The organism is Micromonospora sp. NPDC005979, assembly GCF_040614415.1.
Taxonomy (GTDB): domain Bacteria; phylum Actinomycetota; class Actinomycetes; order Mycobacteriales; family Micromonosporaceae; genus Micromonospora.
Window position 1 is genome coordinate 1 of the sequence record NZ_JBEXUR010000006.1, and the last position, 12,515, is coordinate 12,515.

The 12,515-nt window shown below is 73.0% G+C and carries 12 protein-coding genes; 4 read left to right on the plus strand and 8 right to left on the minus strand.

All coding sequences use genetic code 11. From position 1 onward, the window contains the following. Nucleotides 1–493: 493 nt before the first annotated feature. Nucleotides 494–916, minus strand: a complete 423-nt coding sequence (locus ABZ272_RS11920) for a MazG-like family protein (protein ID WP_355049919.1) — start codon at nucleotides 914–916, stop codon at nucleotides 494–496. Between the two features lie 104 nt (nucleotides 917–1,020). On the opposite strand from ABZ272_RS11920, the gene ABZ272_RS11925 reads away from it, so the two are divergent. Continuing rightward, a complete protein-coding gene (locus ABZ272_RS11925; protein ID WP_355049920.1) occupies nucleotides 1,021–2,406 on the plus strand; it encodes a hypothetical protein in 1,386 nt (461 codons plus the stop codon). Nucleotides 2,407–2,465: 59 nt separating this feature from the next. Here ABZ272_RS11925 and ABZ272_RS11930 read toward each other — a convergent pair whose 3' ends face one another. The 5 genes from ABZ272_RS11930 to ABZ272_RS11950 all read right to left on the minus strand — a co-directional run bounded on the left by ABZ272_RS11930 (nucleotide 2,466) and on the right by ABZ272_RS11950 (nucleotide 6,737). Next, nucleotides 2,466–3,179 (minus strand): hypothetical protein, encoded by a 714-nt coding sequence (locus ABZ272_RS11930; protein WP_355049921.1) that lies wholly within the window; start codon nucleotides 3,177–3,179, stop codon nucleotides 2,466–2,468. Nucleotides 3,180–3,410: 231 nt separating this feature from the next. Beyond that, nucleotides 3,411–4,511, minus strand: coding sequence for a DUF3626 domain-containing protein (locus ABZ272_RS11935; protein ID WP_355049922.1), 1,101 nt, complete (start codon nucleotides 4,509–4,511; stop codon nucleotides 3,411–3,413). After that, on the minus strand, nucleotides 4,508–4,939 hold the full coding sequence (locus ABZ272_RS11940) for a VOC family protein (protein WP_355049923.1): 432 nt from the start codon (nucleotides 4,937–4,939) through the stop codon (nucleotides 4,508–4,510). The genes ABZ272_RS11935 and ABZ272_RS11940 overlap by 4 nt, the downstream gene beginning before the upstream one ends. Before the next feature lie 83 nt (nucleotides 4,940–5,022). Beyond that, entirely contained in the window at nucleotides 5,023–5,652 is a 630-nt protein-coding gene (locus ABZ272_RS11945) for an MBL fold metallo-hydrolase (RefSeq protein WP_355049924.1), read from the minus strand. After that, nucleotides 5,652–6,737, minus strand: coding sequence for an S-(hydroxymethyl)mycothiol dehydrogenase (locus ABZ272_RS11950; protein WP_355049925.1), 1,086 nt, complete (start codon nucleotides 6,735–6,737; stop codon nucleotides 5,652–5,654). The genes ABZ272_RS11945 and ABZ272_RS11950 overlap by 1 nt, the downstream gene beginning before the upstream one ends. A 183-nt stretch (nucleotides 6,738–6,920) precedes the next feature. On the opposite strand from ABZ272_RS11950, the gene ABZ272_RS11955 reads away from it, so the two are divergent. The 3 genes from ABZ272_RS11955 (at nucleotide 6,921) to ABZ272_RS11965 (ending at nucleotide 10,131) form a co-directional block, all read left to right on the plus strand. Further along, nucleotides 6,921–7,340: a hypothetical protein gene (locus ABZ272_RS11955; RefSeq protein ID WP_355049926.1), complete on the plus strand. Its 420-nt coding sequence runs from the start codon at nucleotides 6,921–6,923 to the stop codon at nucleotides 7,338–7,340. A 70-nt stretch (nucleotides 7,341–7,410) separates the two neighbouring features. After that, entirely contained in the window at nucleotides 7,411–8,586 is a 1,176-nt protein-coding gene (locus ABZ272_RS11960) for a low temperature requirement protein A (RefSeq protein ID WP_355049927.1), read from the plus strand. Between the two features lie 75 nt (nucleotides 8,587–8,661). Next, nucleotides 8,662–10,131, plus strand: a complete 1,470-nt coding sequence (locus ABZ272_RS11965) for a cryptochrome/photolyase family protein (RefSeq protein WP_355049928.1) — start codon at nucleotides 8,662–8,664, stop codon at nucleotides 10,129–10,131. Here the strand turns inward: ABZ272_RS11965 and ABZ272_RS11970 are convergent, their stop codons facing one another. Continuing rightward, nucleotides 10,132–11,004 (minus strand): SDR family oxidoreductase, encoded by an 873-nt coding sequence (locus ABZ272_RS11970; protein ID WP_355049929.1) that lies wholly within the window; start codon nucleotides 11,002–11,004, stop codon nucleotides 10,132–10,134. Then, a complete protein-coding gene (locus tag ABZ272_RS11975; RefSeq protein ID WP_355049930.1) occupies nucleotides 10,991–12,499 on the minus strand; it encodes an NAD(P)/FAD-dependent oxidoreductase in 1,509 nt (502 codons plus the stop codon). The genes ABZ272_RS11970 and ABZ272_RS11975 overlap by 14 nt, the downstream gene beginning before the upstream one ends. Nucleotides 12,500–12,515 lie beyond the last annotated feature (16 nt).

The window sequence follows — 12,515 nt, forward strand, 5'->3', positions numbered from 1 at the left end:
GACCGGGGTATAGCGACCGGCGGTCCGGGGTCATTCCCGGAGGGCCGGAGGGGCGGTGACCCGCCTTTGCTCTGCTTCAACCGAGGAAACACCTGTCGTCCGATAATCGGACACCGGGTGTTTCCTGGGTTGAAGCAGAGCAAAGGACGCGAGGTGATGGGGCCCGACCCGACGGGCGGCGGGCGGTGACCTGCGCTCCTGCGATCGTCCGAGGGCCACGACCGCCGGGCGTGCCAACGACTCCCCGGCCACGGGCACACCCGCCACGGCGCAGCCGGCCACGGCACACCCGCCACGGCGCAGCCGGCCATCACGACAGCCCCCGCCAATCGGACACACCGCCCGCGTGCGGCGATCGGACCGGATGCGTCGACCCAGATCGCCGAAGTCGGGGTGTCCCGGACCGGTTGATGCCCCCACATCGGCGAAGTCGTGTCGATCACGGCACCGCACGACCGCCGGGGGCAGGGGGCAGGGGGTAGGCGGGCGGGCCTCACTCCCCTAGGCGGGATCGGACCTTGTTCGCGCAAGACTCCAGAACGGTCTGCGCGTCGAGTCCCAGGCTCTCGATCGCCACCAGCCCGGTGAACACCACGTCGGCCAGTTCGGCTGCCACGTCCTCGCGCGTGTGGGTGACACCCTTGCGCGGATTCTGCCCGAGCAGACCGATCCAGGCGGCGGACGCCTCGCCCACCTCCTCGGTCAGCTTGAGGATGCGGCAGGTCAGTTCCGTCTCCCCGGTGCCGTTCGCGGTGTCCAGCCAGTTCCGCGCAGCCCGGGCCGCCGCCCAGATCGAGTCATCCACGACGACAGTCAACCGCAGCGGACCGGACCAACCGAACACCGGCACCCGCGCCGAGAGCCGGATCGCACCAGCCCGACAACCGCGGCCTGACCGTTCGGTCAGCGTATCCATTGACTCCGGTCGACGGCGGTCCTAGGTTCAGGGCGCTACCGGCCGGTAGGCAACCGTCCCGCCTGGTCGCCCCGCAGGCGACATCCGTCCGATGGGGAGCATCGATGCTGTCCGTACCCGTTCGTACCCTGCGCCGCCTGATCGCCGCCACCGCGACGCTGACCCTGGCCGTCGGGCTGATCGGCCCCGCACCCACCGCCGCCGCAGCGGCAGGCGCCGCAGCGGATCGCGGCTCCGACGGCGACCAGCCGCTGCCCGGCTACACCTTTCAGAACCCGCCGCTGACGCCGCTGACGGTCGGGGGCAAACAGACGACGGTACGTCAGGGCGCGCACCGGCACGCCGCGTACATCATCGAGGTTCCCGCCCGGTGGAACGGCGACCTGGTGCTGTGGGCGCACGGCTACCGAGGTCAGGGCACGGTGCTCTCGCCGGAGCCGCCGGGCTTCGAACTGCGCCAACGGATGCTGACCCAGGGGTACGCGTGGGCGTCGTCGTCGTACGACCACAACGGTTTCGACATCCGCTCCGGGGTGCTGGGCACGAAGGATCTCGCGGACCACTTCGGACGGACGGTGCGTCGGCCGCACCGCACGTATCTCGCCGGGGTGTCGATGGGTGGATACGTCATCGGTCGCTCCCTAGAGCAGTATCCCGGCTACTACGACGGCGCCCTGCCCATGGGCGGGGTGCTCGGCGACCAGACGCTGCTCGACTTCTACCTGGACTACAACCTGGTCGCGCAGGCGCTCGCCGGGGTGCCGGCCTATCCCACGCCGGCCGACTACCTGAACAACGCCGTGCCGCGCATCCAGGCGACGCTGGGGCTGGCCGGGCTCTCGCCGACCGGCCCGGACACGACCACCGAGCGGGGCAAACAGTTGCGGGCCGTGACGGTGGACCGTTCGGGCGGGCCGCGTCCCGGCGCTGACGCGGCGTTCGCGGTGTGGAAAGACTTCCTCTTCTCGATCATGGTGACCGACGGCGGCGACTCCCCCGCCCAGCGGCCCGGACAGCTCGCCACGAACCTGCTCACCCGCTACCGCCCGAACAGTCCGGTCGACCTGAACTCGACCGTGCGGCGGGTCGCGCCGGAGAACATCCGGCAGCGGCTCCTGCCGACGCTGACGGAGGTGCCGCGCATCGCCGGCCGTCCCAGCGCGCCGGTGGTCAGCCTGCACGACCTCGGCGATCTGTTCGTACCGTTCAGCATGGAGCAGGCGTACGCCACCGACGTGGCACGGCACGGTCGTAGCCGGCTGGTGGTGCAGCGGGCCATCCGGGCCGCGCAGCACTGCGAGTTCAGCCCGGCCGAGGCCGGCGCCGCCTGGGACGACCTGGTGTCCTGGGTACGCACCGGCAAGCGCCCGGCCGGCGACACCGTGACCGATCCGGCGGTGGTGGTCCGACCCGACTACGGCTGCCGGTTCAGCGACCGGGAGGCGTACGCCACCGGGGATGGCACCCGCCGCCTCTACGCCCCCTGCTGACGAAAGACGAGACCGGCCGGCCCCCGTGACGGGGGCCGGCCGGTGTGTTCAGGATGCGGTCACCAGAGCTGCTGGACGATGTCCGCCGCCTGCTCCTCCCACTGTGCGTACGCGTACGGGAAGGCGGAGACCTGCACGGTCTGCGCGGCGGTGGTCAGCGGCAGGTCCTGCCAACCGCCCACGTTCTTGAGCGCGTCGAAGAACGCCGTGGCGGCGTACTCCGGGTCGGTGATCTGCTCGGGCGAACCCCAACCGGACGACGGACGCTGCTGGAACAGGCCCTGCGAGTCGTGGTCGTTGTACGCGCCGAGGTGGCCGAGGTTGTAGAGCTTCGACTCCTGCAACGAGGTGGCGACACCGATCACCGCGCCACGGTCGCCGACGCCGGTCTTCTTGGCCGCGTCGACGATCGACCGGGCGTTGTCGAGCTGCGCCTTGTCGAGCGGGATGCGCGACTGCGCGCCCTCGATGCCGTGCGGGATCAGCTCGTCGCGGCCCGGCTTGCCGGCCGGCGGCTTGCCGGTGGCGGAGCCGGTGGTCAGGCCGGATTCGACGGGCTGCTCCTGGTGCTGCACGGCGGTGGCGGCCTTGCCGGTGGCGAGGTCGATGGCGGCGACGGCGCCCTGGTGCGGCCCGGAGGTGACCGGGGCGGCGGTCGCGGTCGGCGCGAGCGCCAAACCACCGAGGGCGGCCACACCCACCACGCCGAGCGCGGTCTTGCGGTACGAGTCCTTGGCGATGGCGGGGAGCCATCGAGTGAAGTCGGGCTTCACGATGGTTCCTTTCGATCGTGCGGAGCGCTCCGGGGTGAACGCCCCTCGGGAGTGACCGCGGAAAGGGGTTTGGGCTCCGGCGGTACGGGGGACACAACCGGATTGACGAGTCGGTCATTCCGGAAATGCCGGAGTCACCCCGAGCTGCGGACCCGGTCACTCCGGGGAATTCGGATGGCCGGCCGGACCCGGGTGACCGGTGGGCGGAACCGGACCATCGACGCAGACGGTTCAGCCCGGATGGGCGACGCCGAACCGGACGAGCACGTGCCAGAGCTGTTTGAGGTGCGCAAGGGTGTCGGCCACCGGACCCCGGTCGGCCCACCGCTGGGGCTCGGTCACCAGCGACACGGCGCCCCGGCCGATCAGCGCCGCGTCGACCGGCGCGTCCGGTTGGCCGAACTCCCGGTGCAGACGCGCCGCGAGCACCGGGATGGCGGGACCCCGGAACTCGGCGTCGACCTCCTCGACGGGCAGCACGAAGCCGGGGTGCCAGCGCAGCGGGAAACCGTACCGACGCGCGAGACATTCCAACTGCTCGCCGGTGGCGGTGCCGACGAAGGACGGGTCCGCCACCAGTTCCTCGACGTCGGACGCGAGGTCGAGGGTGCCGTGGACCTGGGCCTCCACGTAGTCGTCGAGCGCCCGACCGACCGTTCCCGGCGTGGGCGGGCCGTCGAGCAGCGTCCGCGTCAGGCAGGCGACGTCCGTTCCGGCGCGGCCGAGGCACACGCCGGTGCGGGCCACCTCGGCCAGGAGCCCGGCGAGAAGCGCCTCGAAGGCGTCGACCGTCCCCGCCACCCCGGGGCCGAGGTAGCTGTCGCCGAGGCAGAAGGTCGCCCGCGCCAGCACCGCCGGGCGCAGCCGCAGATGGCAGGAGCCGAAGCGGGGGCAGGCGCCGTCCGCGTGGTCGAGCAGGTTCAACCCGCCGTAGATCGGGCGGTCCGCCGGGGTCACCCCGGTCTGTTGGTACGCGCCGCCGAACATCCGCCGCTCCCAGCGGTCGCGGTCGCCACCGGGGTACGCGGTGAGCCCACCGGCGGAGATCCCCGTGACGAACTGACTGCGGTACACCCCGTCCTCGGCCAGGGCGGTCGCCACGGCACGCCCGTCCGCGCACAGTCGATCCGGGTGGAAGTTGACGGTGATCCGGCCGCGCTCGACGGCGGCGAGCAACCACTGCGCCGGCTCGTCGACAGCGGCGGCGGCGAGGTGGCGGGTGATCGTGGCGAGCGCCGCCGCCCGCTCGGTCATCGCCGCCGACCGCACGTACGCGAGGGCAGCCGCCTGCGCCGGCGTGAGAGACCCGGCGCGCTCGGACGTCGCCGTCACGGCGTGTCCGGCTTCGTCTCCAGCTCCTGGAAGACGGTGATGTGCAGGTCAGCGGGGGCGTCGAGACGCGCGTTGAGGGACTGCCACGGCGTCAGCGTCGGCGGCGCGACCTCGCTCGCGCCGGCGTCGACGAGCCGGGCCGTGGTGGCGGCGGCGTCGTCCACCTCGAAGGCCACCCGGATGCGCGGGGCGACCTGGCGGCCCACCTCGACCTCGTCGATCAGGCGCTTCTGCGCCGGGTTGGCGATCTCCAAGGTGGCCCGGCCGGCGTCCAGGATCACCACCCGCGCGTCCCCGTCGCTGGTGAACTCGGCCTCCACGGGCAGGCCGAGAGCGTCCCGGAAGAACGCCACGGCGGCCTCGTGGTCGGCTGCCTCCACGACGAGGCGCAGCTGACGGACGACGGGTACGGGGTGCTCGGCGGCCATGCGCCGGATCGTAACCCCGGGGCCTGGTTCCGGTGCTGGGCGGCGCGGCCGACGAACGCTGACGCGTCCGCCGGCCGCTCGGGTCAGTGCCCCCGGGCCAGCCACTCCGGCAGGTGCGGGGCCTCGGCGCCGATGGTGGTGTCGTCGCCGTGGCCGGTGTGCACGACCGTGTCCGGTGGCAGGGTCAACAGTCGGGTACGGATCGACTCGACGATGGTGTCGAAGTCGCTGTACGACCGCCCGGTCGCGCCCGGTCCGCCCTGGAACAGGGTGTCGCCGGTGAACACCGCGCCCAGGCCCGGGGCGTGGAAGCTGCACGCGCCGGGACTGTGCCCCGGGGTGTGCAGCACCTCCAGGGCGGTGCCGGCCACCTTGACGATCTGCCCGTCGTGCAGTTCGCCGTGCGGCGGCAGGTGGGGGTGGACCAGGTCCCAGAGCACCCGGTCGTCGGCGTGCAGCAGGATCGGCGCGCCGGTGGCCTCGGCCAGTTCGGGGGCGACCCGTACGTGGTCGTCGTGCGCGTGGGTGGCGAGGATGGCCCGCACCCGGCGCTCGCCCACCAGCGCGAGGATCGCGGCCACGTCGTGCGGCGCGTCGAGGACGACGCACTCGTCGTCGTCGCCGATCACCCACACGTTGTTGTCCACGTCGAAGGTCTGCCCGTCGAGCGAGAACGTGCCGGCGGTGACCGCCTGGTCGACCCGGACGGTCATCAGAACACCACCACCGAACGCAGCACGTCGCCGTGGTGCATCCGCTCGAACGCGTTCTCGACCTGGTCGAGGGCGATCTCCTCGGTGACGAAGGCGTCCAGGTCGAGGCGGCCCTGCCGGTACAGCTCGGTGAGCATCGGGAAGTCCCGGCTGGGCAGGCAGTCGCCGTACCAGCTGGACTTGAGCGCGCCGCCGCGCCCGAAGACGTCCAGCAGTGGCAGCTCGATCCGCATCTGCGGGGTCGGTACGCCGACCAGCACGACGGTGCCGGCCAGGTCCCGGGCGTAGAACGCCTGCTTCCAGGTCTCCGGTCGGCCGACCGCGTCGATGACCACGTCGGCGCCGAAACCGCCGGTGGCGGCGCGGATCGCCTCGACCGGATCGGTGTCGGACGCGTTCACGGTGTGGGTGGCGCCGAACTTCCTCGCCCAGTCCAGCTTGCGGCTGTCGGTGTCCACGGCCACGATCGTCGTGGCGCCGGCGAGGGCCGCGCCGGCCACCGCCGCGTCCCCGACGCCGCCGCAGCCGATCACCGCGACCGAGTCGCCGCGGGTCACGTTGCCGGTGTTCATGGCCGCGCCGAGGCCGGCCATCACGCCGCACCCGAGCAGGCCCACCGCGGCCGGCCGCGCCGCCGGGTCCACCTTCGTGCACTGTCCGGCGTGCACCAGCGTCTTCTCGGCGAACGCGCCGATGCCCAGCGCCGGGGCGAGTTCGGTGCCGTCGGTGAGGGTCATCCGCTGCTTCGCGTTGTGGGTGTTGAAGCAGTACCAGGGCCGGCCGCGACGGCAGGCCCGGCAGTCGCCGCAGACCGCCCGCCAGTTGAGCACCACGAAGTCGCCCGGGGCCACGTCGGTGACGCCCTCCCCCACCTGTTCGACGATGCCGGCCGCCTCGTGGCCGAGCAGGAACGGGTAGTCGTCGTTGATGCCGCCCTCGCGGTAGTGCAGGTCGGTGTGGCAGACGCCGCAGGACTGGACCCGGACGATCGCCTCACCGGGGCCGGGGTCGGGCACCACGATGGTGGTGACCTCGACCGGTGCGCCCTTGCTGCGGGAGATGACTCCCCGGACTTCCTGGCTCACTGCGCCTCCTGGTGGTGGTCGGTGGCGGGACCCGGGGCCGGGCGGTGAAGCGGGCTCGGCGGTGGGCCCCGGGGCGAACCTACCGCGATCACCACGGCCGGCCCAGTCGGCCGGGGGGCGGGTTATCGCGGGTCACGCGGGGTACGCGGGCCACGATTCGGACCACGGCCACCGGGAGTGATCATGAAAATCGCGCACCTGCCGCTGCGGGCCAGCATCGGCGCGTACTTCCTCGACTCGGGTCTCGGCAAGCGCAATCTGGAGGGCGAGGCCGCGCAGGCCATGCACGGGATGGCGGTGGCGGCGCTGCCGCAGCTCGGCCAACTGGACCCACCCCGGTTCGCCAAGCTGCTGTCGTACTCGGAGATCGCCCTCGGGGCGGCGCTCCTCGCGCCGTTCGTGCCGACGCCCCTGGTGGGGCTCGGTCTGACCGCGTTCGGCGCGGGTCTCGTGCAGCTCTACCTGAAGACGCCGGGGATGCGGCGGCCCGGCAGCATCCGACCGACGCAGCAGGGCGCCGGACTGGCCAAGGACGTGTGGCTGGTCGGCGCCGGCCTGACGCTCGTGCTGGAGGGGCTGACCCACCGCCGTCGGCGCGGCTGATCTGGCGGAACCGCGCCGCCGGCACCCGCTATCGTGTGGCCGACCCCGACGGTCGGCCTGAGGAGCTGCGGTGACCCACAGTCGTTCGGTGCGGCCGTTCTACCGGCCCATGCGGCCCCGTCGCCGGGACGAGCCACACCGCGCGGCCACTCCACTGGAACTCTTCTTCGACCTGTGTTTCGTGGTGGCCGTGGCGCAGGCGGCGTCCGCCCTGCACCACGACGTCGCCGAGGGGCATCTCGACCACGCGTTGCGCAGCTACCTGATGGTGTTCTTCGCGATCTGGTGGTCGTGGATGAACTTCACCTGGTTCGCCTCGGCGTACGACACCGACGACGACGTCTACCGGATCACCACGCTGGTGCAGATCACCGGGGCGTTGATCCTGGCGGCCGGGGTGCCGCGCGCGTTCACCGATGGCGACTTCACCGTCATCACCTACGGGTACGTGGTCATGCGGCTGGCCGCCGTCGTGCAGTGGAGCCGGGCCGCCGCCGGCGATCCGGCGCACCGGGCCGCGGCGCGCAGGTACGCGATCGGCGTGACCGTCGTGCAGCTCGGCTGGCTGCTGCGGCTGGCGCTGCCCGACGACTGGGGCATGGTCACGTTCCTGCTGCTGGCGCTCGCCGACCTGCTGGTGCCGGCGGTGGCCGAGCGGCCGGGCATGACCCCGTGGCACCCCGGGCACATCGGGGAGCGGTACGGACTGTTCACGCTGATCGTGCTCGGCGAGGCGGTGCTGGCGATCTCCCTGGCGATCCAGACCGGGCTGGACGCGGGCGACCACGGTCTCTGGGCGCTCGCGGCGGCCGGCGCGGTCATCGTGTACGCGCTCTGGTGGCTCTACTTCGACCGCCCGGTCGAGGCGCCGGACCGGCTGCCGTACTCCCTGGTCTGGGGCTACGGCCACTACCTCATCTTCGGCGCGATCGCCGCCGTCGGCGCCGGCCTGCCCGTGGTGGTGGACCACGAGCGGCACCTCGCGCACGTGTCCGGAACGACCGCCGCGTACGCGGTGGCCGTACCGTTGGCCGTCTTCCTGCTCACCGTCTGGGTGCTGCACGTCCGCCGTCAGCAGCACGGCGCGGTGGTGGTCGCCTATCCGGTCGTCGCCGGGGTGGCGCTGCTCGTGCCCCTCGGACCGGCCCCGGTGCCGGTGCTCGCGCTGCTGCTGGTCGCTCTCGTGGCCGTGACGGTGGTGCTGCGCAGACGTGACGCCGGGGCCGTCACCAGCCGCGCCGCCTGACATCGATCTGGATCAGACATCGATCATCCGGCCTGCCGGCGCGCGGGACGGCCCGAAAATGGGCAGAATTGCGGGATGTTACGCCGCCGATGGTTGCTGGCCGATCAACTCGGGCCACATTTCCTCGACGACCCCGATCAACCGGTCCTCCTGGTGGAGATCCGGGAGCTGTTCCGCCGCCGTCCGATGCACCGGCAGAAGGCGCACCTGATCCTCTCCGCCCTGCGCCACCGCGCCGCCGAGCTGGGCGACCGGGCGCTGCTGCTGCGTACCGACACGTTCCGTGAGGCGCTGGCACAGGTCGCCGAGCCGGTGGAGGTGTGCCACCCGCACTCCCGGGCCGCGCTGGCGTTCGCCCGTTCGGTGCCCGGCCTGACCGTGCTGCCGCCGCGCGGCTTCATCACCAGCCAGTCCGACTTCGCGGCCTGGGCGGACCGCACCCGGCGCGGCCCGCTGCGCATGGCCGACCACTACCGGCAGGCCCGTCGCCGGCACGACGTGCTGACCGGGCCGGCCCGGCTCCCCGCCACGGCCCCGACGCCGCGCCGCCCGCGCGGTGAGGCCCCCGCGGTGCCCGCCACCCCGCCACCACCACCGCCCATCGTCGAGGACGACATCGACGCGCAGGTCCGCCGCGACCTCGACGGGTGGGCGGCCGACGGGGTGCGGTTCGTCGGTCGGGACGGCCCCCGGCGGTACCCGGCCACGCACGACGAGGCGCGGGCCCGGTTGGCGCACTTCCTCGCGCACCGGCTGCCCGGGTTCGGCCGCTACGCCGACGTGATGAGCGCCGACGACCCGCTGTTCGCGCACTCGACGCTCTCGTCGTCGTTCAACCTGGGGCTGCTGCACCCCGAGCCGGCCGTGCGCGCCGCCGAGCAGGCGTGGCGGTCCGGTGCCGCCCCCCGTACATCGGTGGAGCCCTTCATCCGCGGGCTGCTCGGTTGGCGGGAGTTCCTCTGGCAGTTGTACTGGTACCACGAGCCGCAGTTCCGGGGCGCGAACTGGCTGGCCGCGACCGAGCCGATGCCGGCGTGGTTCGCCGACCTGGACGCCGACGCGGTGGAGGCGCGCTGTCTGGCCGACGTGCTCGCCGCCGTCCGGGACCGGGCCTGGACGCACCAGAGCCCCCGGCTGCTGGTGCTGGGCAACTACGCGTTGCAGCGCGGCTGGCGTCCCGCCGAGGTGGCGGACTGGTTCCAGCGCTGCTTCGTCGACGGCGCCGACTGGGTGATGAACGCGACCGTGATCGGCATGAGCCAGTACGCCGACCTGGCCAGGGTGGACACGCGCCCGTACGCGGTGGACGGCACCGACATCGACGAGATCAGCGACTACTGCGCCGGCTGCCGGTACGCGCCGGAGCGGGCGCTCGGCGAGCTGGCCTGCCCGTACACCGGGGGTTTCGAGAGCTTCCTGCACCGCAACCGGGAGCGGTTGGTGGCCGACCCGCGACTCGCCGCCGAGCTGGCCCGCCGCGACGAGCCCGAACACCGGGAGGCGGTGCTGGCCCAGGAGGAGAAGCGCGGCGGCAGCCCGCCCTGATCAGGTGGGGTCGGCGACCGGCGGCGGGACCGGCGCGGGCCGGGTCACGCCCCGGTTCAGGCCGACCATCAGCACCCGGTGGTACGACGCCGGCATGATCCGGGCCAGCAGGTCGGGCACCTTCGCCGACCAGCCGATGAGCACCCGGCCCCGCCGTCGCTCGACACCCCGCAGGATCACCTCGGCGGCCCGCTCCGGAGCGATCGTGAGCAGCTTCTCGAACTGCGCCCGACCGGCGGCGTACTCCTGGGCCGGCACGCCGCTGCCGACGCGGGCGTTCTCGGTGATCCGGGTCCGGATCCCGCCCGGGTGCACCGACGTCACGCCGATGCCGTCGTCGACCAACTCGTGCCGCAGCGCCTCGGTGAGGCCCCGGACGGCGAACTTGCTCGCCGCGTACGCGACCTGCCCGGCCGGCGCGATCAGCCCGAACAGGCTGGAGATGTTGACCAGGTGCGCGCCCGGTTCGGCCTTGAGCGCGGGCAGCAGCGCGTGCGTCACCTGCGCCACCGCCCGGAAGTTGATCTCGATAACCCAGCTGAACTCGTCGAACGTGACCTGGTCGAACCGACCGCCGAGGCCGACACCGGCGTTGTTCACCAGCAGCCGGATCCGCGGATGACGCTGGCCGATCTCGGCCGCCACCCGCGCGGTGGCCGCCGGGTCGGCGAGGTCCACCCGGTACGTGTGCACGCGTCGGTCCGGGTGGGCGAGGCCGATGGCGGCGACGACGCCGTCCAGCCGCTCGGCGTCCCGGTCCAGGAGCACCAGGTCGGCGCCCCGGTCGGCCAAGGCGTGCGCCAGCGCCGCGCCGATGCCACTGGCCGCGCCGGTCACCACGGCCGTCGCGCCGGCGAACTCAAACCTCCGCACGATCGGTGCTCCTTCCCTGGCGGGCGCGGCGGGAGAACCGCACGCCCTCGTCGGCGAGCCGGCCGTGCCGCATCAGCAGCACGTCGCGGACGTAGTTCTGGTGCAGCCGCCACGGCGTCCGCGCGCCCTGCCGGGGCAGGGCGGCGACACCGCGCAGCACGTACGAGGAGCGCAGGTCGATCAGCGGCACCCGCTCGTCACCGGGCGGCGGCAGCGGGGTCACGACGTGTTGGCCGGTCCGGTCCAGGTGGCGCAGCAGCCGGCAGACGTAGCCGGCGACCAGGTCGGCCTTGAGGGTCCACGACGCGTTGGTGTAGCCGATGGTCAGCGCGAAGTTCGGCACGCCGGAGAGCATCATGCCCTTGTAGGCGACGGTGTCGGCCAGGTCGACGTCGACACCGTCGACGCGCAGCGTCAGGCCGCCGAGGGCGAGCAGGTTGAGCCCGGTCGCGGTGACCACGATGTCGGCGCGCACCTCGTCGCCCGAGGCCAACCGGAGGCCGTCGGCGGTGAACGTGTCGATGGTGTCGGTCACCACCGACGCCCGGCCCTCCGACACGGCGGTGAAGAGATCGCCGTCGGGCACCACGCAGAGGCGCTGGTCCCACGGGTCGTACCGGGGCGAGAAGTGCCGGTCGACGTCGTACCCGACCGGCAGCAGGCGCGTCGCGGCCCGGCGCAGCAGCCGTCTCACCAGCCCCGGCGCGCGCCGGCTGAGCTGGAACGTGGCCGTGGACAGCAGCACGTTCTTCCACCGCACCACCGGATACGCGACGCCCGCCGGCAGCCGACGCCGCAGGGCGTCGGCCAGCCGGTCGCGTGCGGCCAGGGCGATGAGGTACGACGGTGAGCGTTGCAGCATCGTCACGTGGGCGGCCCGCCGCGCCAGGGCCGGCACCAACGTCACGGCGGTCGCGCCGCTGCCGATCACCACCACCCGCTTGCCGGCGTGGTCCAGGTCGTCCGGCCAGTGCTGCGGGTGCACCAACCGCCCGGCGTACGCGTCGACGCCCGGCAGAGTGGGCGTGTAGCCCTCGTCGTACCGGTAGTAGCCGGTGCAGGCGAACAGGAACGAGCAGGTCAGCACCACCGTCTCGGCGGTGTTGGTGGGCTCGGCGGTGTCGGTGCGCTCGGCGTACACCGTCCAGCGGGCGGCGACGCTGTCCCACTCCGCGCGCGTCACCCGGTGGGAGAAGCGGATGTGCCGCTGCACGCCGTACTCCCGGGCCGTTTCGCGCACGTACTCGAGGATGCTCGCGCCGTCCGCGATCGACCGCGCGTCGGTCCACGGCCGGAACGAGTAGCCGAGGGTGAACATGTCCGAGTCGGACCGGACGCCCGGGTAGCGGAACAGGTCCCAGGTGCCGCCGACCGCGTCGCGCGCCTCCAGCACCGCGTACGTCTTGTCGGGGCAGTCGCGGCGCAGGTGGCAGGCCGCGCCGACGCCGGACAGGCCGGCGCCGACGATGAGCACGTCGACATGGTCGGAGGGCATGGCTTCCTCCATCCGG